Raw genomic sequence first — 22,282 nt, 5'->3', positions numbered from 1 at the left:
TCTTCAGAACTTGTAGCGCACGCCGATCGCGTACTGGCGGCCGGTCTCGCTGTAGGTCAGCGGCAACTGCGCGCCGCCCGCGCTGGTCTGCACCCACTCGTAGTACGGCACATTGGTCAGGTTCGACCCTTCCAGGCTGATGTCGATCTTCTCGTCGATCTTGTAGGTCAGCTTGGCGTCCACGACATTGGTGCCGCGCATGCCGTGCACGTCGAAGCCGGTCTCCGTGGCCGGCACCTGGGTCAGGTAGCCGTCGCGGTGGGTCAGCGACACGCGCCCGCTGAAGCGCTCGCCTTCGTAGAACAGCGTGGCGTTGTAGGAGTTCTTCGACAGGCCGGTGAGGTCGGTGTTGAACGACAGCGCCCCGGTACCAGTGACGTACTGGATCTTCGACTGCACGTAGGTGTAGTTGAGCTGGGTGCCGAAGTTGGCCCACTTGCCCGGCAGGAAGCTGAAGGGCTGGATGTAGTTGAACTCGGCGCCCTTCAGCTTGCCGCCCGGGGTGTTGAGCGGCACGCTGAAGACGAAGTCGTCGCTGGCCGCCGCGCCGGTGCCGTCGAGCAGACTGACCGGCAGGCCGCTGCTGGAGTACGGGGCGATGGTGCGCGCGGTCTGCACGAAGCTGTCGATGTCCTTGTAGAACAGCGCCAGGCCGAGCATCGCGCCTTCCTGCAGGTACCACTCGAAACCGAGGTCGGCGGTCTTGGCGCGGATCGGATCCAGGTTCGGATTGCCGCCGCTGACCGTGCGCGCACCGCCGGCGACGGCAACCGTCACGCCCGGGGTCAGGCTGCCCAGGCCCGGCCGCGTCATCACCTTGGCGGCGCCAAAGCGGATCAGGAAGTCCGGGGTGATCTCGGCGACCAGGTTCAGCGACGGCAGGGTGTCGTTGTAGGTGCGCTCGACCGTGGTGTTGATCAGGTTGGAGCCGACCAGGGCGTAGCCGGTGGAGGACTGGGTGGTCTTCACGTAGCGCACGCCGACGTTGCCGGAGAACGGGATCGCGCCGATGTCGAAGGCGAAGTCGCCCATCAACCAGGCGCCGCGGTCCTTCTCTTCCACGCTGCGGGTGTTGACCGCGCGTTCGGTCAGCGTCCAGGTGCCGGTGCCGCTGTAGATGCCCAGCGCATCGGCAATCCCGTTGAGGTCGGGCACCGCCCAGTTCGACGGCGTGCCCTCGATGCCCTTGAGCCCGGCGAGCGCGACCAGGTCGGTCGGCACGATGCGGTTGCCGGTGGCGAAGGTCGGCACGCTGGTTTCGGAGGCGCGGCGGAACTCCTTGGTGTCGAAGCCGTAGTTCTTGGCCAGCACACCGCCCTTGAGGGTGAAGTTCGGGCCCAGGTTCCACTCGAAGTTCAGCGAGCCGGTGTCGAAGCTGTTGTTGGCCGACTGCGGACGCATGCGCACTTCGGCCAGCGTCCAGCCGTTGGCGGCGGTCGGGTCGATGCCGTAGTCGAACACCGGCGAGGTGTAGCTGTTGCGATAGTCGTAGCTGTACCCGGCGACGTTGTTCTTGTCCATGATCACCGTGGTCTGGATCGGGTTCCGGTGCTTGGAACTGGAGGTGCCGATCTCGCCGGTGATCTTGAAGGTGTCGCTGAAGCGGTGCTCGCCGTTCAAGGTGAGCTGCTTGAAGACCGTGTTCCACTCGTCGTGGCGGTTCTCCGAGCGGATGTCGGTGTTGTCGAAGCGGCCGTACAGCAGCGCACCGGAAGCCGGGTCGACGTAGCCGTCGCGCACGATCATGTCCGGCTTGCCGTTCTGCGAGCGGCCGCGGCTGAAGCTGATCGCCTCGATGTAGTGCTCGTCGCGCTTGGCATCGATCTTCGAGTACAGGCCGTCCAGCGAGAACTCGGTGCTGTCGTTGGGCTTCCACTGCAGCGAGCCGGTGACGCCCAGGCGGTTCTGCTCGTGCTCCATCTGCGTGTAGCGCGGGATGCGCGGGCTGAACACGTTGGCGCTGTTGGCCGCGGCGAACGGCGAGGTGGGGCTGTAGCCGTTGTTGCTGGGACCGTTGGCCCAGCGCGTGGTGCCGCTGCCTTCCTCGAGCACCTGGCGCTCGGAATAGGCTACCGACATCAGCGCGCCGAAGGTGCCGTCGGCCCAGGTGTTGGCGACCAGCGCGGCGATGCGCGGATCGGCCTTCTGCGACATGCCGTTGTAGGTGGCCTGGCCGTTGGCGGCGAAGGTGAAGCCGTCGTAGTCGAACGGCCGCGCGGTGCGCAGGTCGACCGTGGCGCCCAGCGAGCCCTCCTCGACGTCGGCCGAGGCGGTCTTGCGCACCACCATCTGGGTGAACAGGTCCGAGGCGAACACGTTGAAGTCGAAGCCGCGGCCGCGGTTGGTGCCGCCGCTCTGGTCGCTGGCGCCCACCGTGGTCAGCGCCTCCATGCCGTTGATGCGCACGCGGGTGAAGTCCGGGCCGAGGCCGCGCACGGAGATGTTGCGGCCTTCGCCGGCGTCGCGGGTGATGACCACGCCGGGGATGCGCTGCAGCGATTCGGCCAGGTTGGTGTCGGGGAACTTGCCCACGTCCTCGGCGACGATCGCGTCGACCATGCCTTTCTCGGCGCGCTTGATGTCCAGCGCCTTCTCGACACTGGCGCGGTAGCCGGTGACGACGACGGTGTCGAGCTCGGTAGTGGCATCGGCCGAGGCCGTGGCCGGCGGCGTGGACGCCGGCGCCTCCTGCGCCTGCAGGGCACCGGCCTGCAGGGCCAGGCCGATCGACAGCGCGAGCAAGGTAACCGGTGTCTTCCGGCGTTCGGTACGTGATTGCATGTCCTCCCCTCCCAAGGGTTACATGACGGCGTGGAACTGCGGGCGTTGTCGCGAATGACACCGCTGGTCAAAATCAACGTTAACAGTTGCGAAACATTGCGGCATCTTGCAGCGCAACAGAGTGCTAGGCGGGAAGAGGGTCTTTGCAGTCAATGAGATAGCGCAATAGCGCGACGCCGGCCAGTGCCGAAGCGCCTGCTGGCGCACAGAAATGACACCGCTGGTCACTTGTTCTGGCCGACGTCCGCGTTTCGCGGCATGCTTGACGTTCTTTCGGCCGCCGGACCCGCCCGCCATGACCGCTTCCCGCATCGTCTGCTTCGGCGAACTGTTGCTGCGCCTGGGCGCGCCCGGCCACGAACGCCTGCTGCAGACCCCGCGCCTGGAGGTGCAGGTGGGCGGCGCCGAGGCCAACGTGGGCGTGGCGCTGGCGCATTTCGGCCACGCCGTCTCGGTGGTCAGCGTGCTGCCGGACAACCCGCTGGGCCAGGCCGCCGCCGGCGAACTGCGCCGGCATGGCGTGGACACCGCCGGGGTGCGCTTCGTGCCAGGGCGCATGGGCCTGTACTTCCTCAGCACCGGCGCCGGGCATCGGCCCAGCGAAGTCACCTACGACCGCGCCGGCTCGGCCTTCGCGCTGGATGCCGGCGACCGGCACGACTGGCCGGCGCTGCTGCACGGCGCGCAGTGGCTGCACCTGTCCGGGGTGACCCCGGCACTGGGCGAACGTGGCGCCGCCGCGGCGCTGACGGCGGCACAGGCGGCACGCGCGGCCGGGGTGCGGGTATCGTTCGACGGCAACTATCGGCCCAAACTGTGGGAGGCCTGGAACGGCGATGCGCCGGGCATCCTGCGGCAGCTGCTGGCGCAGGCGGACGTGCTGTTCGCCGACTACCGCGACCTGGAAGTGGTGCTGGGCCACCGCTACCCGCAGGACAGCGTGCAGGCGCGGGTGGAGGCCGGCGCGCGCGATGCCTTCGCAGCGTTCCCGCAGCTGCAGGCGATGGCCTGCACCCAGCGCGTGGCGCACAGCGTGGACCGACACAGCCTGGGCGCGATGCTACTGCGCCGCGACGGCAGCGTGGCGCAGGCACCGGCCGAGGAACTGAGCGGCATCGTCGACCGCATCGGCGGCGGCGATGCCTTCGCCGCCGGCGTGCTGCACGGCTTGAGCCAGGGCTGGGACGACACCGCCACGATCCGCTTCGGCCTGGCCGCCGGCTGCCTCAAGCACACGCTGCCGGGCGACGTGCTTGCGCTGAGCGAGGCCGAGGTGCAGGCCTGCGTGGGGGCGACGCGGTTCGATGTGAGGCGTTGAAAGGCCGGGATTGGGGATTGGGGATTGGGGATTGGTTTTGCGGCGCTGGCGGTGTGGGTTTTACTTGCGGATTGGCGCTGCGCTGCGGCGGGTTTTTTAGTCCTGATGCTTGATGCTGTGCGGGCAGTTCCGGCACCGCGGCTTCGCTTGTCGCGGCTGAAGCCGCTCCTCCGGGTGCAGCGGGCGCTCTTCTTGTAGGAGCGGCTTTAGCCGCGACCGGCAATCGCACGTTGGCGGTGCGCGGTGCGAGCGCAATGGCGCACATGTCGCTGCTTGGGTGTTGCGGGCAGCGCCGCTAATCCACTGCACGGCCTTGGCCTGCCGCAACTGCATCGCCCTCGCCTGCTTCGCTACGCAGGCACCGCTCATCTCGGCCTCGCCATCGCCGCGGTGGCCACCGGAAAAAGAAAACGGCCGACATCGCTGCCGGCCGCATGTTCTGTCCGGGCTTCGGGATCAAGACGACTCCCGAATCCCCACTCCCGAATCCCCGCCCCTCAGAGCTCCACGCAATCGAACTTCACGTCGGGGTCGACCTCGGCGTCGTAATCCACGTCCTTGCGCTCGAAGCCGAACAGCTTGAGGAACTCGTGTTTGTAGCCGGCGTAGTCGGTGAGCTGGAACAGGTTCTCGGTGGTCACCTGCGGCCACAGCGCCTTGCAGGCGTCCTGCACGTCGTCGCGCAGTTCCCAGTCGTCCAGGCGCAGGCGGTTCTCGTCGTCGGTGGCGGCCGGCTGGCCGTCCTCGCGATACAGGCGCTCGCGGAACAGGCGGTCGGCCTGTTCGATGGTGCCTTCGTGCAGGCCCTTTTCCTTCATGATCTTGTAGACCATGGAGATGTACAGCGGCATCACCGGGATCGCCGCGCTGGCCTGGGTCACCACCGATTTCAGCACCGCCACGTTGGCCGTGCCGCCGTGCGGCTGCAGGCGCGCGTGCAGGCGCTGCGCGGTCTGGTCGAGGTCGACCTTGGCCTTGCCCAGTGCGCCGTGCCAGTAGATCGGCCAGGTGATCTCGGTGCCGATGTAGCTGAAGGCGACGGTGCGCGCGCCCGGGGCGAGCACGCCGGCGGCGTCCAGTGCGTCGATCCACAGTTCCCAGTCCTGCCCGCCCATCACGGTGATGGTGTCTTCGATCTCCTGCTCGGTGGCCGGCTCGATCGACGCCTCGATGATGGCGTCCTTGTTCGTATCGATGGCGGTGGCGGTGTAGGTCTGGCCGATCGGCTTGAGCGCCGAGCGCTTCACTTCGCCGGTGCTCGGCAGCTTGCGCACCGGCGAGGCCAGCGAATACACCACCAGGTCGACCTGGCCGCCCATGTCCTGCTTGATCAGCTCGATCACCTTCTCGCGCGCCTGGTCGGAGAACGCGTCGCCGTTGATCGACTTGCTGTACAGGCCATCGGCCTTGGCCTGCTTGTCGAACGCGGCGGCGTTGTACCAACCGGCGGTGCCGGCCTTCTTCTCGCTGCCGGGCTTCTCGAAGAACACGCCGAGGGTGGCGGCGCCGAAACCGAACGCGGCGGTGATGCGCGAGGCCAGGCCGTAGCCGCTGGACGCGCCGATCACCAGCACGTTCTTTGGCCCATCGTGGCGCACGCCGCGCGCGCGCGTGGCGGCGATCTGCTCGAGCACGTTGCGCTCGCAGCCGAGCGGATGCGTGGTGGTGCAGATGAAACCGCGGACTTTCGGATGGATGATCAACGTGAATTCCTCGTCGGCACAATGCCCGCGGCATCTTAATGTCTGCGGCCGGCGCGCAGAAGTCCCGGCGGCAGCACACGGCGGGGTATGGAGTTCGGTGTGGGTGGAGGCGCGCGCGTTCGGGGGTGTCGCGTCGCGACTGAAGTCGCTCCCACATGGGGCGGCGTCGCGGTGGCGGATGTTGTGCTGACTGGAGGGAAAAGCGCTGAGCGGCGAGCCGCGCACCGCGGCGTCGGTTGTCGCGGCTGAAGCCGCTCCTACGGGATGGGACGGTACCGCCATTGGGACGGTGCCGCCATGTCGGATGGAGACAGTGTGGGAGGGACTTCAGTCACGACGCGCCGCCGGTGGACGTCGCAGCGCCACCGTCTTGCGCGCATCAGATGATGCGCAAGGTGATCGCCTTGAGCACGGCGCGGGTGCGGTCGCGGGTGCCGAGCTTGTCGAGGATGGTGGAGACGTAGTTCTTCACCGTGCCCTCGGCCAGGAACAGGCTGCGCGCGATCTCCTTGTTGGAGTAGCCGCCGGCGAGCAGGCGCAGGATCGCCACTTCGCGTTCGTTGAAGGTGTCGCGCGGGGCGTCCTCGTCGCGGTAGCGGTAGCGCGCGCGCACCGGGTCGGTGCTGACCGGCTGCAGCAAGGTCTCCCCGGCGGCCACGCGCGCGATCGCCTCGCGCAGGTCCTCCGGTGCGGCGTCCTTGAGCAGGAAGCCCTGCGCGCCGGCGTCGGTGGCGCGCAGCAACAGGTCGGATTCGTCGAAGGTGGTCAGCAGCAGCACCGGCGTGCGGTCGCCGCGCGCGCGCAGTTGCTGCAGCGCCTGGATGCCGTCCATGCCCGGCATGCGGATGTCGCTGAGCACCACGTCCACCGGCGTGGCCGCGACCGCGTCGAGCAGGGCCTGGCCGTCGTCGGCCTCGCAGGCGACGACGATGCCCTGGGTCTGCAGCAGCGCGCGCAGGCCCGCGCGCACCAGCACCTGGTCGTCGGCCAGGGCGATCCGCAGCGCGCTCACAGCGGCAGCCTCGCGCTCAACTGCATGCCGCCCAGCGGCGTGCGGCCCAGCTCCAGGCGTCCTTGCAGGGCGGCCAGGCGCTCGCGCATGCCGGCGATGCCGTTGCCTTCGCGGATGCGCTCGGCGCGGTGGCCGTCGTCCTCGATGTCCAGGCACAGCTGCTGCCGGTCCTGGCCCAGCCGCACCCGCACATGCGCGGCGTCGGCATGCCGCGCGGCGTTGGTGAGTGCTTCCTGCACCAGCCGCAACAGGGTCTCGGCCAGGTGCGGATCGGTGATGCGCAGCGCCGGGTCGATCTGCAACTGCAACTGCGGTCGTGGGAACGGTGCGGCCAGGGCGCACAGCGCCGTCTCCAGATCCACGCCGCGGTCGTCGCGCAGCGATTGCACCACCGCACGGATATCGGTCAGCAGTTCACCGGACAGCTGCTCCACGGTCGCCACCTCCGTGCGCTGCACCAGCGCCGGATCGGCCAGCAGCAGGCGCAACTGGATGCGCATGGCGGTGAGCTTGTGCCCGGCCACGTCGTGCAGTTCGCGCGCCAGGCGCAGGCGCTCGGCGTCGCGGGTGCTGTCGGCGAGCAGCGCGCGGGTGGCCAGCAGGTCGGCGTTGACCCGCGCCAGCGCTTCGCGCGCCAGCTCGGCGGTGCGCGCGTAATGCGCGCTCAGACCGGCGAAGGCGTGGAAGCCGGCGTAGATCAGCGTGGTCGGCAGCGGATGCCGGATCCCGGCGGCGGACAACGCCAGGAACGTGCCGAGGTTGGCCAGCAACGCCAGCGCCAGCACCTGTCGCGGCGGCCACTGCAGCGCCACCTGCGCGACCACCACCACCAGCAGCACCGGCGCGGTGCCCACGCGCGGTTCCAGCCAGACCAGGGCCATCGCAGCCGCGGCCTCCAGCCACAGTGCGGCGTCGCGCCAACGCCCGGGCAGGTAGTGGGCGCCGATCAGCGGTAGCAGGAACAGCGCCGCCGCGATCCAGCGCCAAGCCGCCAGGGCATGCGGCGCGAACTGGAACGACCACAACACGGTGGCCACGGTCAGCAGCCCGGCCAGGCGCTTGGGTTCGATCAGGTCACGCAGGAATCGATTCATGCGACGGATGCTGACCGCGTGCCGACGCCGCAGCAATGGGGCGCACGCAGAAAGTGACTTCCGGCAGGCGGCCGGCATGACCAGCGGCCACTGTCGCGCCACCACGATGGCGGCACACTGCGTCCATGCCCGCTGCATGCCGGACGATCGGCACGCAGGACGGACCCGATTCATCCACCCTGCCACGCACTGTGTGGCGCACGCTGCCACGAGGAACACCGCCATGCTCCTGACCCTGCGCCATCCGGATCTGCTGTTCCTGCTGCTTAGCCTGAGTTGGGGTGCCTACGAAATGGTGCTCGGGCGCCGCCGCCGCGCTGCCGACGGCGGCGCCCGCGACCAGGGCACGCTGCGCCTGCTGTGGCGCGTGCTGTACGCCGCGGTGGCGCTGGGCGTGTTGCTGTCGCTGCTCGGCGTGTGGCGCTACGCGCCGCACTTGCGCGAACCGCTGCGCTGGACGGCCTGCGCGCTGCTGGCCAGCGGACTGGCGCTGCGGCTGTGGTCGATCCGCGTCCTGGCGCGCTGGTTCACGGTGGACGTGACCATCCAGGAGGGCCACCGCCTGGTTCGCCACGGGCCGTACCGGTATCTGCGGCATCCCTCGTACACCGGCGTGCTGCTGGCGTTCTACGGGCTGGCGCTGGGCATGGGCAACGTGCTGTCGCTGCTGGCGATCGTGCTGCCGGTGACCTGGGCGTTCCTGCGCCGCATCCAGGTCGAGGAAGCGATGCTGACCCAGGCCTTCCCCGAGGAGTACCCGGACTACGCCGCGCACAGCTGGCGGCTGCTGCCGTGGGTGTGGTGAGGCCGCGGCGATCGCCCTGCGGGTCCTGATCCTGGCCGCACTGCCCCACCTGCCGATGTTGCTGGTGATCACGCACCGGTGGCGGGACGCATGCTGGCCATGGCGGTGGCCGTTGCGCATCAGCTTATTGGTATTACCAATACTCGCGAATATCTCGTTGAAGTGATTGACGCCGCTTGAGATCCGGCGCCTAATGGCCCTGCCATCGCTTTCTCATTGCGTAATTGGTATGACCAAAAGTTTCATGACTGCCCGCCCGCCGGTTGCCGCCGAGCCCCCTGCCCGGCTCAGCGACCGGGTCGCCGCGCAGCTGCGCACGCTGATCGCGCAACGCGGCCTGGCGGCCGACGCGCGCCTGCCCGCCGAGCGCACCCTGGCCACGGAACTGGGCGTCTCGCGCCCGGTGCTGCGCGAAGCCATCGCCCAGCTCGCCAGCCAGGGGCTGCTGCGGGCTCGGGTGGGCGGCGGCACCTACGTGCAACGGCCACCGACCCCGGAGGACCAGGTGGTGGCGCCGCTACAGCCGTTCCTGCCGCTGCTGCACGCCGATCCGGAGTACCGCTTCGACGTGCTGGAGGCCCGCCACGCCCTGGAAGGCGCCACCGCCTGGCACGCCGCGCTGCGTGCCACCGACGACGACCGCGCGCGCATCGACGCCGCGTTCGAGGCGCTGCAGCAGACCCATGCGCAGGCCGACGCGGCAGCGCAGGCGCACGCCGACGCCGCCTTCCACCTGGCCATCGCCGAGGCCACCCACAACCGCGTGCTGCTGCAGGTGATGCGCGGGCTGTTCGACCTGCTGCAGGCCAACATCTCGCAGAGCCGGCAGCAGTTGTTCGCCTCGCCGCGCATCTTCGCCGCGCTGCACGCCCAGCACCGCGCGCTGCGCGACGCGATCCTGGCCGGCGACCCCGAACGCGCCCGCGCCGCCGCGCGCGCCCACCTGGAATTCGTGCACAGCGCGCTGCGCACCCTCGACGAGGACGATGCGCGCCGCGCCCGTGCCTCGCGCCTGCCTTCCTCTCCCTGACCGCCCTGCCGCCATGATCATTTCCGCCTCCACCGACTACCGTGCCGCCGCCCAGCGCCGACTGCCGCCGTTCCTGTTCCACTACATCGACGGCGGCGCCTATGCCGAGCACACCCTGCGCCGCAACGTGGCCGACCTGAGCGACATCGCCCTGCGCCAGCGGGTGCTGCGCGACATGTCGGCGCTGGACCTGCACACCGAGCTGTTCGGCGAACGCCTGGCCTTGCCGGTGGCACTGGGGCCGGTGGGCCTGACCGGCATGTACGCGCGCCGCGGCGAGGTGCAGGCGGCGAAGGCCGCAGCGGCCAGGGGGGTGCCGTTCACCCTGTCCACGGTCTCGGTGTGCCCGATCGAGGAAGTGGCGCCGGCGATCGATCGGCCGATGTGGTTCCAGCTGTACGTGCTCAAGGACCGTGGCTTCATGCGCAACGCGCTGGAACGGGCCAAGGCGGCGGGCGTGACCACCCTGGTGTTCACCGTGGACATGCCGGTGCCGGGCGCGCGCTACCGCGACGCGCATTCGGGCATGAGCGGCCCCAACGCGCCGCTGCGGCGCATGCTGCAGGCGGTCACGCATCCGCGCTGGGCCTGGGACGTGGGCCTGCGCGGGCGTCCGCACGACCTGGGCAACATCTCCACCTACCGCGGTCACCCCACCGGGCTGGCCGACTACATCGGCTGGCTCGGCGCCAACTTCGATCCGTCGATCGCGTGGAAGGACCTGGAGTGGATCCGCGAATTCTGGACCGGGCCGATGGTGATCAAGGGCATCCTCGACCCGGCCGACGCGCGCGACGCGGTGCGTTTCGGCGCCGACGGCATCGTCGTCTCCAACCATGGCGGGCGCCAGCTCGACGGCGTGCTGTCCAGCGCGCGGGCGCTGCCGGCGATCGCCGATGCGGTGAAGGGCGAGCTGAAGATCCTGGCCGACTCCGGCGTACGCAGCGGCCTGGACGTGGTGCGCATGCTGGCGCTGGGCGCCGACACGGTGCTGCTCGGCCGCGCCTTCGTCTACGCGCTGGCCGCCGCCGGCCAGGCCGGGGTGGAGCATCTGCTGACCCTGATCGAGAAGGAGATGCAGGTGGCGATGACCCTGACCGGAGCCAAGTCGATCGCCGCCATCTCGCGCGATTCGCTGGCGCAGGTGACGCGCGAGGGGATGGTCGCGGCGTAGAACCGCTGCGGCCCGAGCGCCGCCGCAACCTGCCTGGCTCTGCCCTACCCGGCCTTGCGCCGCGCCGGCGCCTTGCGCGCGGCCGGCTTGGCCTTGGCCGCCGCCGGTTTGGCGCGTGTCGCCTTCTTCGCCTTGCCGGCCGCCGTCTTGGTGGCCTTTTTCGCGGTCTTGCGCACCGGCACGCGCTCGTCCTGCTTGGCCGGCGTGCGCTTCTTGGCATCCAGGCTCTTCTGCAGCAGCGACATGAAATCGACCACGTTGGTGGTGGCATCCTCGCGCTGCGGCGCCTCGGCGTCCTCGTCGACCTGAGTGGTGCCCTCCTGCGCCTTGATCCGCTTCTGGATCACCGCGTGCAGCCGCTCGCGGAATTCGTCGTGGTAGGAATCGGGATCCCAGCGCCCGGACATCGAGTCGATCAACTGCGCCGCCATCTCGGTTTCCTTGGCGCTGATCCGGTAGTCGGCGGCCTTGCCGCTGGGCAGCGTGTAATCGTCCAGGTCGACAAGTTCCTGCGGATAGCGCAGCAGGATCAGCACCAGCGCGTCCTGCAGCGGCATCACCGCCGACAGATACTCACGGGTGCGGATCACCACCCGCGCGATGCCGACCTTGCCGGTATTGCGCAGGGTCTCGCGCAGCAGCACGTAGCCCTTCTCGGCCTTCTTGCCCGGCACCAGCACGTAGGGTTTCTCGAAGTAGCGCAGGTCGATCTCGGTGGCGTCGACGAAGGCCTCCACCTCCACCGTCTCGTGGCTTTCCGGCGCGGCCGAGGCGATGTCCTGCTGCTCGACCACCACGTAGTTGCCCTTGCTGTATTCGTAGGCCTTGACGATGTCCTTCCACGGCACTTCCTCGCCGGTGTCGGCGTTGACCCGCTCGAAGCGGATCGGGCGTTTGTCGCGCGAGTCGAGCATGCGGAAGTGCAGATCGATCCGGCGTTCGCCCGACATCAGCGACACCGGCACGTTGAGCAGGCCGAAGGACAGCGTGCCGGTCCAGATCGGGCGCGGCATCAGTGCGCCTCCCCGCCGGCGGCCTGCGCCGGCAAATGGTCCAGCGCCTGCCAGGCGTCCTCGATCACCTGCCGCGCCTGGTTCCAGTCCAGCCGCGAGTCGCCACGCATCAGGTCCCAGTGCGCGGCGAGTTCGTCCTCGGTCTCGGCCCCCGGCCCGCGCGGCCAGCCGCGGGCATGGGCCTGCAGGGCGAAGGCGTAGGCCGGGCACAGATCGCGCCATGGCGTGCGGTGGCGGGCGCGACGCTGGCGATAGTCGGCCAGGCTGTAGCGGCGATAGTCCGGCGCGTCGTGCGGACGCGGCGCGGCGCCACGGCGGCGATATGCCGGTGCGCTCGGCAAGGGATCCAGATGGGCGTTGAACAGCAGCGGGTCGGGGCGGTCGCTGGGGCGCATGGCAGGCTCCGGGCGGCAACGTCGGCGGGGGGATGCGCAGCAGTAGCGCTGCGGCCGTTAGCGACCCGTGACCGACGCGTGGAGGATGCGCGATTCGCAATGGCTTCACCGCGGCGGCGGTGAACTGGACTTCCGCCGCCATTCCCTGGAGGAACCGGACATGTCCACACCTACCGATCCGCTGCGCCGCGCGGCTCCCGTTCCCGGCGAACAGCGCGGCAAACGCGATACACAACTCAACGAAGACCGCGGCGCTGGCGACAGGCCCGAGACCATCGTCGAACACGAACCGCGCACCGGCGAACACCGCCCTGCCCCGCAGGACACGCCAGCGCACTCCACGCCGGACACGCTGCACGGACGGCATGCCGACGCCAACCAGGACGAAGCGCTGGAAGAAACCTTCCCGGCCAGCGACCCGGTGTCGCCGTTCGTGCCCGCGAAGCCGCCGAAGGCGTCTTAGGACGTCGAAGACGTCGTTATCGCTGTGTTGCCGCGGTCGCTGTAGTGCTGCGCATGCCTCATCGTTGTAGGAGCGGCTTCAGCCGCGACCGAGGCGTTCCCGAGAACGCCCGTCGCGGCTGAAGCCGCTCCTACACAGGAGTGACCTTCGCTCCGTTGCGATGAGGGTCATTGCAGCACCTTGTGGGAGCGACTTCAGTCGCGACGAAGCTTTCCTAGTAAGGCCCGTCGCGACTGAAGTCGCTCCCACAGTGCATCGACCAGTCCATCGGCATGGTCGGAGGCGCAGTGACTGAAAGGGGCTCACGTCACCACGGACAGGAACCCTACTCCGCTTCGCTCGAATTCTGTCGACGCCGCAACGTGTCCATGTAGGAGCGGCTTCAGCCGCGACGAGCGTTACAGATAACGCCACGGTCGCGGCTGAAGCCGCTCCTACAGATGCATCTGGCTGCGCGCTTTCGCCTACACCTTGCCCGCCGCCTCCAGCGCGGCGTACTCGCTGTCGCTGAACAGCCGCGAGCGCACAAGGAAGCGCACGCCCTCGCCGTTTTCCAGCGAGAACATGCCGCCGCGGCCGGGCACCACATCGATGATCAGCTGGGTGTGCTTCCAGTAGGCGAACTGCGACGGGCTGATGTAGAACGGCGCCTCGCCAATCTCGCCCAGCAGCACGTCGCGGTCGCCGACGATGAAGTCGTCCTGCGGATAACACATCGGCGAGGAGCCGTCGCAGCAGCCCCCGGACTGGTGGAACAGCAGCGCGCCGTGCCGCGCCCGCAGCGTCGCGATCAACTGCAGGGCCGGCAGCGTCGCCAGCACCTGCGGCGGCAGCGCGGCCTCGGGCGCGGACACGTCCATCAGGCGGCCATGTCCAGCACGATGCGGCCTTCGATCTTGCCGGCGTGCATGCGCGCGAACACGTCGTTGATGTTGTCCAGGGTGTCGGTGGCCACCGTCGCGGCGACCTTGCCCTGCTCGGCGAATTCCAGCGATTCCTGCAGGTCCAGGCGGGTGCCGACGATCGAACCGCGCACGGTCACGCCGTTGAGCACCATGCCGAAGATGTCCAGCGGGAACTGGCCCGGCGGCAGGCCGTTGAGCGAGACGGTGCCGCCGCGGCGGACCATGCCGATGGCCTGCTCGAACGCCTTGGGCGAGACCGCGGTGACCAGCGCACCGTGCGCGCCGCCGATTTCCTTTTTCAGGTAGGCCACCGGATCGGTGGTCCGCGCGTTCACCGTCACCGTTGCGCCCAGGCGCGTGGCCAGCGCCAGCTTGGCGTCGTCCACGTCTACCGCGGCCACGTTCAGGCCCATCGCCTTGGCGTACTGCACCGCCATGTGGCCGAGCCCGCCGATGCCGGAGATCACCACCCAGTTGCCGGGCTTGGTGTCGGTGACCTTCAGGCCCTTGTACACGGTGACGCCGGCGCACAGGATCGGCGCGATCTCGACGAAGCCGATGTTCTTCGGGAGATGGCCAACGTAATTGGCATTGGCCAAGGCGTATTCGGCGAACCCACCGTTGACCGAGTAGCCGGAGTTCTGCTGCGCCTCGCACAGGGTTTCCCAGCCGCCCAGGCAATGCTCGCAATGGCCGCAGGCCGAGTACAGCCACGGAATGCCGACGCGGTCGCCTTCCTTGACGTGGTCCACGCCGGCGCCGACCGCCACCACATGACCCACGCCCTCGTGGCCGGGGATGAACGGCGGATTCGGCTTCACCGGCCAATCGCCTTCGGCGGCGTGCAGGTCGGTGTGGCACACACCGCAGGCCTCGATCTTGACCAGAATGTCGCCGGCCTGCGGCCGCGGCACCGCCACTTCCTCGATCGCCAGCGGCTTGCCGAACTCCCGCACCACGGCGGCTTTCATCGTCTTGTCCATTGCAATGCTCCTGAGAAAAACGGTACTTCACCATCGCGCGTCCAGCGACGGATTGCCTTGATTCAGATCAGTTGCCGGGCCGGACGACGCCACGCCTGCCGCGTGGCGCCGGCCGGCCCCGTGCCTCAGAAAAAGCCCAGCGCCTTCGGCGAGTAGCTGACCAGCAGGTTCTTGGTCTGCTGATAGTGGTCGAGCATCATCTTGTGGTTCTCGCGGCCGATGCCCGACTGCTTATAGCCGCCGAACGCGGCGTGCGCCGGATAGGCGTGGTAGCAGTTGGTCCACACGCGCCCGGCCTGGATCGCGCGGCCCATGCGGTACAGCCGCGCCGCATCGCGACTCCACACGCCGGCACCCAATCCGTACAGGGTGTCGTTGGCGATCGCCAGCGCCTCGGCCTCGTCCTTGAACGTGGTCACCGACACCACCGGGCCGAAGATCTCCTCCTGGAAGATGCGCATCTTGTTGTGACCCTTGAACACCGTCGGCTTGACGTAGAAGCCGCCCGCCAGCTCGCCGTCCAGCGCGTTGCGCTCGCCGCCGATCAGCACTTCGGCGCCTTCCTGCTTGCCGATGTCGATGTAGGACAGGATCTTCTCCAACTGCTCGCCGGAGGCCTGCGCGCCGACCATGGTGTTGGGGTCGAGCGGGTTGCCCTGCTTGATCGCCGCCACCCGCTTGAGCGCCTTCTCCATGAAGCGCTCGTAGATCGATTCCTGGATCAGCGCGCGCGACGGACAGGTGCACACCTCGCCCTGGTTGAAGGCGAACAGCACGAAGCCTTCCACCGCCTTGTCGAGGAAATCGTCGTCCTCGGCCATCACGTCGGCGAAGAAGATGTTGGGCGACTTGCCGCCCAGCTCCAGCGTCACCGGGATCAGGTTCTGGCTGGCGTACTGCATGATCAGCCGGCCGGTGGTGGTCTCGCCGGTGAAGGCGATCTTGGCGATGCGCGGGTTGCTGGCCAGCGGCTTGCCCGCTTCCAGGCCGAAGCCGTTGACCACGTTGAGCACGCCCGGCGGCAACAGGTCGCCGATGACCTCCATCAGCACCAGGATCGAGGCCGGGGTCTGCTCGGCCGGCTTCATCACCACGCAGTTGCCCGCGGCCAGCGCCGGCGCCAGCTTCCAGCACGCCATCAGCAGCGGGAAGTTCCACGGGATGATCTGCCCGACCACGCCGAGCGGTTCGTGGAAGTGGTAGGCGATGGTGTCGTGGTCGATCTCGGAGATGCCGCCTTCCTGCGCGCGCACCGCGCCGGCGAAGTAGCGGAAGTGGTCCACGCACAGCGGCACGTCGGCGTTGAGCGTCTCGCGCACCGGCTTGCCGTTGTCCCAGGTCTCGGCATAGGCCAGCAGTTCCAGGTTCTGCTCGATGCGGTCGGCGATCTTCAACAGCACGTTGCTGCGCTCGGTGCTGGAGCTCTTGCCCCAGGCGTCCTTGGCCGCGTGCGCGGCGTCGAGCGCGGCCTCGATGTCCTCGGCGTTGGAGCGCGCCACCGAAGTGAACACCTTGCCGCTGATCGGCGTGCTGTTGTCGAAGTACTGCCCGCTCTTCGGCTCCACCCACTTGCCGCCGATGAAGTTGCCGTAGCGCGACTTGAAGATGGACTGCGGATCGGTGGCATGCGGCTTGGCGGTGCTGACGGCATTCATCGTGGTGTCTCCTTCGGCGGTCGAGAAGGACAGGGCAGGCCCGTCCGGGTAGCTGCGTAGGCGCAAGACCGATGCCAGGTTTTGCGTGCTGCGCCGCGTCACGTCGTCGCACCGCGACACAGCGACGCATACCTGCCGGTTTTGCTGCGTCGCGTCACGCCTGCCGATTGCACCGTGCCGGCGGATGTGCTGTTTATCGGAACACCCGTATCAACAGGTGTCGCAATCTGCGACAGCGGAGCCGGACATGGCGCAGCAACCGTCCCAACATCAGCTCGGCCAGGCCCGCCGCGCGTTCTTCGAACGCGGCGGCGCGCCGGTCGGGCAGGTACCCGATACCATCCTGCAGTCGTGGCAGCGCTGCCAGCGCCTGGGCTTGGCCGCGGATGCGAAGCCCGCGATCGAGCCGCTGGAAGCCTCGCGCCTGCGCGCCCTGCGCGAGGCGCACGAGCGGCTGTGGCGGCTGGCCCGCGCCGAACTGGAGGGCCTGGCCGGCGACGCCGCGGCCACCGGCAGCATCGTGCTGCTCACCGACGAGGCCGGCTGGATCCTCGATGCCGAAGGCAGCCCGCGCTTCCTCGACAAGGCGGGCAGGGTGGCGCTGATGCCCGGCGCGTGCTGGAGCGAGACCCAGGTCGGTACCAATGCGATCGGCACCGCCATCGTCGAAAGCCGCTCGGTGGAAGTGCGCGGCGGCGAACACTATTTCGCCCCGCACCAGATCCTCAGTTGCGCGGCGGTGCCGATTTTCGATCCCTACGGCCGCCTGGCCGGCGTGCTCGACATCTCCGGCGACGCCAGCGTGCAACACATGCATGCGCTGGCGCTGGCGCGAATGGCCGTGGCCAACATCGAGCACCGCTACTTCGACGACGGCATTCCCGGCTGCGAACTGCTGCGCGTGCACCACGACCCGGCGCTGCTCGGCACGGCGCGCGAGGCACTGCTGGCATTCCGCAACGGCCGCCTGGTGGCGGCCAACCAGGCCGGGTTGCGGCTGTTCGGGCTGGAACGCCACGAACTCGGGCGCGCGCCCTACGAGGCGCTGTTCGAGGAACCGCTGTCGCGGCTGCGGCAGCAGGGCAGCGTGTTCGACCTGCAGGGGCGGGCGCTGCATGGACGCATCGATAGTCCGGCCGACGACCGCCCGCGGCGGCGCCCTCAGCAGGCGCCGATCACCGTGACGGCGTCGCGGCCCTCGGCCGCGGCCGCGTCCGACGCGCCGCTGTTCGACGCCGCACAGGAGCTTGCGCTGGAACGCGCGCGACGTGTGCTAGACGCGCAACTGCCGGTGCTGGTGCAGGGCGAAACCGGCACCGGCAAGGAAGTGTTCGCGCGCGAACTGCACCGGCGCAGCGCGCGCGCCGGGCGCCCGTTCGTGGCGGTCAACTGCGCGGCGCTGCCGGAAGGGCTGATCGAAGCCGAGCTGTTCGGCTACGAGGACGGCGCCTTCACCGGCGCGCGCAAGCACGGCAGCCCAGGCCTGCTGCGCCAGGCCGATGGCGGCGTGCTGTTCCTGGACGAGATCGGCGACATGCCGCTGGCCTTGCAGCCGCGGCTGCTGCGCGTGCTGCAGGAACGCGAACTGCTGCCGCTGGGCGGCGGCAAGCCGGTGAAGCTGGATTTCGCCCTGGTCTGCGCCACCCACCGCGACCTGGACGCGGCGATGGCCGAACAACGTTTCCGGCCCGACCTGTACTACCGCATCGCCCACCACTGCGTGCAGGTGCCGTCGCTGCGCGCACATCCGGACCGACGCGCACTGGTCGGCGAACTGTGGGCGCGGCTGGGGCAGGGCAGGCGCCTGACCGAGGCGGCGCTGACCACGCTGAGCGCCTATGCGTGGCCAGGCAATCTGCGCCAATTGGTGGCCTGCCTGCGCACGCTGGTGGCGCTGAGCGAGCCGGGCGCGCTGGTGGATACCGACGCCTTGCCGGCCTACCTGCCCGGCATCGGCGCGGCGGAGCAGGGCGGCACCCACGTCGCACCGTCGCCGCTGCCGGCCGCCGATCTCGACAGCCTGGCGCTGCACGCCATGCGCCAGGCCCTGGACGCCTGCGACGGCAACGTCTCGCAGGCGGCCCGGCGGCTGGGGATCAGCCGCAGTACGCTGTACCGGCGGTTACGGTTGGGGACGCACTAACGGGTCGTGCGCCACGGTGGTGCCAGTGTTGGTGCGCGGCAAGCGGTCTCTGCCGATCTCCGACTCTCTGCTAGGCATCAGCTGTCTTGCAGCCGCGACGAACAGCGCTTGCTGGTACCCGACCTTTTAAGGCGTCGGGACTGAAGTCCCTCCCACAGTGCACCCAGCCACGTATCGCCAGTCCCGCTTGAAGCCGCTTGTGTCGAAGAGGGTCTGTCGCTATAGGTGAGGGCGGAGTGCGGCAGGTCGTAACGCGAACGAGTGCGGCCCCTATAACGAACCACTCGCGTGGACTTGCCGCTCAGTGCGGCAAATCCCACTGCAGCCCGATCGTATAGCTGCGATCCGGACCCGGCTCGTAGTAGCGGCCGTTGCCGTCGTTGACGATGACCGAGCCGATGTAGCGGCGATCGAACGCGTTGTCGATGCGCGCGAAGGTGCGCAGGGTGCCGTGCGCGGTGGTCCAGCGCCGCGACGCTTCCAGGTTGAGCAGCGCGTAGCCGGGTGCGGACTCGCTGGCCAGGTCGTTGACCACGGTGTCGCCGGCGGCAACGCCCTCCACCGCGAACTGCCAGGCGCGCGGCTGCCACTGCCAGCGCGCGAACAATTGCTGGCGCGGTACGCCGGGCAGGCGGGTGCCGGCCGCCACCACCGCGGTGGGCGTGGCGCAGCCGCTGCTGGCGCAGGTCAAGTAGGCCTGGCGCACCGTCGCCTGCAGCCAGGTGTAGGCCACCTGCAGTTGCGCGCTGTCGCCCAGCGGCAGGGTCAGGCTGGTCTCGGCGCCCTGGCGGCGGGTGCGGCCGATGTTGCGGTAGGTGCTGCGGCCATTGAGGTTGCTGGCCACCGCCAGTTCGTCGTCGGTGCTGGCGCGGAACAGCGCCGCGTCCCAGCTGGCGCCGGCGGCGTTGCGCCACTTCGCGCCCAGTTCCAGGTTCTGGCTGCGCGCCGCGGCCAGGTCCAGCGCCAGGCCGGCACCGCCGTCGCGGCGGTAGCCCAGCTCGTTGAAGGTCGGGGTCTCGAACCCGCGCCCGGCCGAGGCATACAACCGCAGGTCGTCGCTGACGCGGAACACCAGCCCGGCCACCGGCGTGGTCGCTGCGTAGTCGGTGCGGCCGCTGTCGTCGGGATTGCGGCCGACGATGTACGCATCGTCCGAGCGGAATCGCACCTGGCTGTGGCGCAGGCCGGCCAGCAGCGACCAGCGCTCGGCGAACTGCCACCAGGCCTGGGCGAACTGGTCTACGTTCTCCACCCGGTCCTCCTGGTCGCGGCGCAGCCGGCCCTTCACCCCGAGCGTGCTGCCGACGAAGTTCTCGTAGCCGGTGCGGTGCTGTTGCTGCCGGTCGGCGTTGGCGCCGACGGTGAACTGGAACGGGCGGCCGCCCAGCGCGCCCTGCCAGGCCCAGCGCGCGTCGAGGCCGCCGTAGTCGCCGTCCAGGTCGATCACGCCACCCGCGTTGAGCGGATTGCTCTGTGCGCCCACCGGAACCGAGAGGTATTGGGTGACGTCGCGGCGCCCGGCGTAGCCCATCAGCCGCCAGGTCTGCTGGTCCACCTGCTGGGTAAAGATGGCGCCGGCCTGCACCTGGCGGGTGGACTTGCGGGTGTCGAACTGGCTGGCCGCGGCGGTGGCCTGGCGCGGGTCGGCGGCGGCCTGGGCGCGGCTCAGGCCCAGCGGATCCTGCGCATCGGGCGCTTCCAGCGCGTTGAGCAGCAGGTCCAGGCGCCGCCCGGGCGCCAGGTCGATGCCGATCTTGGCGTTGAAGGTGGTGCGCTGCGCACGGCTGTGGTCGCGGTAGCCGTCGGTACTGAAATGGGTGGCGGCCAGGTTGTAGTGGACCTCGCCTTGCTGGCCCAGCGCCTGCGCGCTGAGGGCCGCGGTGCCGTGACTGCCGATCGCGCTGCGCAGCCGCCATGGATCGTCCGGCTGGCCATCGGCGCTCCACAACTGCACCACGCCGCCGGAGGAGTTGCCGTACAGCGCCGAGAACGGCCCGCGCAGCACCTCGACCCGCTCGCTGCCGAACAGGTTGAAGTTGGACAGCTGACCCTGGCCATCCGGCATCGTCGCCGGGATCCCGTCCAGCAACAGGCGCACGCCGCGCACGCCGAACGCCGAACGCGCGCCGAAGCCGCGGATCGACAGCTGGGTGTCCTGCGCATAGTTCTGGCGGTCGCGGGCGAGCAGGCCGGGCACCCCGGACAGGGCCTCGGAGGCCTGCACGCCGAGGCGGTCGCTGTCGCCCAGGCCGGTGGTGGTCAGCGACGCCGGCAGGTCGAAATCGGCCACGCCGCCGACGCGGGCGGCCTGGACCTGCAACGCGGGCAGGGTGGTGGCGGGATCCTCGCCGGGAGCGGCGTGGGCAAGGGAGGACAACGCCAAGGCGCAGGCCCCGCAGAGCAGGGCAGAGGGCAGGGGAACGGACATGCGCCATCATCGCCCATGTGCCGCCGGGCCGCACCCGGCCAAGCGCGGCAGCGTTTGTTAGGATGAGGTGTTTGACCGCGCCGGCTCCGGTCCCCCCGGCCCCCACCTCCGCCACCGAACGAGTACCGCCGTGTCCTTCTTTGCAAACGTGGAACAGGTCCCAGGCGACCCGATCCTGGGCCTGACCGAGGCCTACAACGCCGACTCCCGCCCGACCAAGGTCAACCTGGGCGTGGGCATCTACTACGACGAAAACGGCCGCATCCCGCTGCTGCGCGCCGTGCAGCAGATCGAGCAGCAGCTGGCACAGGACGCCAAGCCGCGCGGCTACCTGCCGATCGACGGCCTGCCCGCCTACGACCTGGCCACGCAGAAACTGCTGTTCGGCGCCGAGTCGCCGCTGCTGGCCGCCGGCCGCGTCGCCACCTCGCAGACCGTCGGCGGCAGCGGTGCGCTGCGCGTGGGCGCGGACCTGCTGAAGAAGCTGCTGTCCACCTCGACCATCGCCATCAGCAACCCGAGCTGGGAGAACCACCGCGCGGTGTTCACCGCCGCCGGCTTCGACGTGGTCGAGTACACCTACTTCGATCCGGCCAGCCACGGCCTGAACTTCGACGGCATGCTCGCCGACCTGCGCCAGCTCGCGCCCGGCAGCGTGGTGCTGCTGCACGCCTGCTGCCACAACCCCACCGGCGCCGACCTGAGCCAGGCGCAGTGGCGCACCGTGGCCGAGCTGCTGAAGGAACGCAACCTGTTCCCGTTCGTGGACATCGCCTACCAGGGCTTCGACAAGGGCATCGACGCCGACGCCTACGCGGTGCGCCTGTTGGCCGAGGTCGGCATCGACAGCTACGTGGTCGCCAGTTCCTACTCCAAGTCGTTCTCGCTGTACGGCGAGCGCGTCGGCGCGCTGTCGGTGGTCTCGGCCAACGCCGCCGAGAGCAAGGCGGTGCAGTCGCAGGTCAAGCGCATCATCCGCACCATCTACTCCAGCCCGTCCACGCACGGCGCCGCGCTGGTCGCCGGAGTGCTCAACAGCCCCGAACTGCGCACGATGTGGGAGCAGGAACTGACCGAGATGCGCGAGCGCATCCACGCCCTGCGCGCCGGCATGGTGCAGAAGCTGGCCGCCCTGGGCGCGCCGGAGTTCGGCTTCATCCAGCAGCAGGCCGGCATGTTCTCGTACTCGGGCCTGAGCAAGGCGCAGGTGGACCGGCTGCGCGAGGAGTTCGGCATCTACGCGGTCGGCACCGGCCGCATCTGCGTGGCTGCGCTGAGCCAGAAGAACCTGGACTACGTGACCCAGGCCGTGGCGACCGTGCACAAGGGCTGATCGCGCGCGGAAGCATCGCAACACGAAACCGGAAGCGCCTGCGCTTC

17 protein-coding genes are annotated in these 22,282 nt (G+C 69.4%); 7 read left to right on the top strand and 10 right to left on the bottom strand.

Annotated features, from left to right (window positions below; translation table 11 throughout):
- Positions 1-3 precede the first annotated feature (3 nt).
- Positions 4-2,781 (bottom strand): TonB-dependent receptor, encoded by a 2,778-nt coding sequence (locus tag QN245_RS00190; protein ID WP_317844221.1) that lies wholly within the window; start codon positions 2,779-2,781, stop codon positions 4-6.
- 295 nt (positions 2,782-3,076) lie between these two features.
- Between QN245_RS00190 and QN245_RS00185 the strand changes: the two genes are divergently transcribed.
- On the top strand, positions 3,077-4,099 hold the full coding sequence (locus QN245_RS00185) for a PfkB family carbohydrate kinase (RefSeq protein ID WP_317844220.1): 1,023 nt from the start codon (positions 3,077-3,079) through the stop codon (positions 4,097-4,099).
- Between the two features lie 497 nt (positions 4,100-4,596).
- On the opposite strand, the gene fabV is transcribed toward QN245_RS00185, so the two are convergent.
- From fabV to QN245_RS00170, 3 genes are all read right to left on the bottom strand, one after another.
- Positions 4,597-5,802: an enoyl-ACP reductase FabV gene (gene fabV, locus QN245_RS00180; protein WP_317844219.1), complete on the bottom strand. Its 1,206-nt coding sequence runs from the start codon at positions 5,800-5,802 to the stop codon at positions 4,597-4,599.
- Positions 5,803-6,181: 379 nt separating this feature from the next.
- Entirely contained in the window at positions 6,182-6,814 is a 633-nt protein-coding gene (locus tag QN245_RS00175) for a response regulator (RefSeq protein WP_160967220.1), read from the bottom strand.
- A complete protein-coding gene (locus tag QN245_RS00170) occupies positions 6,811-7,908 on the bottom strand; it encodes a sensor histidine kinase (protein ID WP_160967218.1) in 1,098 nt (365 codons plus the stop codon). The genes QN245_RS00175 and QN245_RS00170 overlap by 4 nt, the downstream gene beginning before the upstream one ends.
- 223 nt (positions 7,909-8,131) lie before the next feature.
- Here QN245_RS00170 and QN245_RS00165 point away from each other — a divergent pair, with 223 nt between their 5' ends.
- The 3 genes from QN245_RS00165 to lldD all read left to right on the top strand — a co-directional run bounded on the left by QN245_RS00165 (position 8,132) and on the right by lldD (position 10,917).
- Positions 8,132-8,713: a methyltransferase family protein gene (locus QN245_RS00165; RefSeq protein WP_184646917.1), complete on the top strand. Its 582-nt coding sequence runs from the start codon at positions 8,132-8,134 to the stop codon at positions 8,711-8,713.
- Between the two features lie 244 nt (positions 8,714-8,957).
- The gene (gene lldR, locus QN245_RS00160; protein WP_317844218.1) at positions 8,958-9,743 is read left to right on the top strand and encodes a transcriptional regulator LldR; all 786 of its coding nucleotides are present in this window, start codon (positions 8,958-8,960) and stop codon (positions 9,741-9,743) included.
- Positions 9,744-9,756: 13 nt separating this feature from the next.
- On the top strand, positions 9,757-10,917 hold the full coding sequence (gene lldD / locus QN245_RS00155; RefSeq protein WP_317844217.1) for an FMN-dependent L-lactate dehydrogenase LldD: 1,161 nt from the start codon (positions 9,757-9,759) through the stop codon (positions 10,915-10,917).
- Positions 10,918-10,961: 44 nt separating this feature from the next.
- On the opposite strand, the gene ku is transcribed toward lldD, so the two are convergent.
- Entirely contained in the window at positions 10,962-11,930 is a 969-nt protein-coding gene (ku, locus tag QN245_RS00150) for a non-homologous end joining protein Ku (protein ID WP_184646912.1), read from the bottom strand.
- The gene (locus tag QN245_RS00145) at positions 11,930-12,325 is read right to left on the bottom strand and encodes a hypothetical protein (RefSeq protein WP_317844216.1); all 396 of its coding nucleotides are present in this window, start codon (positions 12,323-12,325) and stop codon (positions 11,930-11,932) included. Before QN245_RS00145 ends, ku begins: the two co-directional genes overlap by 1 nt.
- Positions 12,326-12,485: 160 nt before the next feature.
- Between QN245_RS00145 and QN245_RS00140 the strand changes: the two genes are divergently transcribed.
- Positions 12,486-12,788 (top strand): hypothetical protein, encoded by a 303-nt coding sequence (locus QN245_RS00140; protein ID WP_317844215.1) that lies wholly within the window; start codon positions 12,486-12,488, stop codon positions 12,786-12,788.
- 464 nt (positions 12,789-13,252) lie between these two features.
- On the opposite strand, the gene QN245_RS00135 is transcribed toward QN245_RS00140, so the two are convergent.
- The 3 genes from QN245_RS00135 to adh form a co-directional block, all read right to left on the bottom strand.
- Positions 13,253-13,648: a DUF779 domain-containing protein gene (locus tag QN245_RS00135; RefSeq protein ID WP_317844214.1), complete on the bottom strand. Its 396-nt coding sequence runs from the start codon at positions 13,646-13,648 to the stop codon at positions 13,253-13,255.
- The gene (gene adhP / locus QN245_RS00130; RefSeq protein ID WP_317844213.1) at positions 13,648-14,676 is read right to left on the bottom strand and encodes an alcohol dehydrogenase AdhP; all 1,029 of its coding nucleotides are present in this window, start codon (positions 14,674-14,676) and stop codon (positions 13,648-13,650) included. Before adhP ends, QN245_RS00135 begins: the two co-directional genes overlap by 1 nt.
- 125 nt (positions 14,677-14,801) lie before the next feature.
- A complete protein-coding gene (adh, locus tag QN245_RS00125; protein ID WP_317844212.1) occupies positions 14,802-16,331 on the bottom strand; it encodes an aldehyde dehydrogenase in 1,530 nt (509 codons plus the stop codon).
- 247 nt (positions 16,332-16,578) lie between these two features.
- Here adh and QN245_RS00120 point away from each other — a divergent pair, with 247 nt between their 5' ends.
- Positions 16,579-18,474: a sigma-54-dependent Fis family transcriptional regulator gene (locus QN245_RS00120; protein ID WP_317844211.1), complete on the top strand. Its 1,896-nt coding sequence runs from the start codon at positions 16,579-16,581 to the stop codon at positions 18,472-18,474.
- A gap of 301 nt (positions 18,475-18,775) precedes the next feature.
- Here QN245_RS00120 and QN245_RS00115 read toward each other — a convergent pair whose 3' ends face one another.
- On the bottom strand, positions 18,776-20,902 hold the full coding sequence (locus QN245_RS00115; RefSeq protein WP_317844210.1) for a TonB-dependent receptor family protein: 2,127 nt from the start codon (positions 20,900-20,902) through the stop codon (positions 18,776-18,778).
- Between the two features lie 130 nt (positions 20,903-21,032).
- Between QN245_RS00115 and QN245_RS00110 the strand changes: the two genes are divergently transcribed.
- The gene (locus QN245_RS00110) at positions 21,033-22,235 is read left to right on the top strand and encodes an amino acid aminotransferase (RefSeq protein ID WP_317844209.1); all 1,203 of its coding nucleotides are present in this window, start codon (positions 21,033-21,035) and stop codon (positions 22,233-22,235) included.
- Positions 22,236-22,282 lie beyond the last annotated feature (47 nt).

It is taken from the genome of Xanthomonas rydalmerensis (assembly GCF_033170385.1).
Classification (GTDB): Bacteria; Pseudomonadota; Gammaproteobacteria; order Xanthomonadales; family Xanthomonadaceae; genus Xanthomonas_A; species Xanthomonas_A rydalmerensis.
This window is presented reverse-complemented; position numbering and strand designations above follow the sequence as displayed.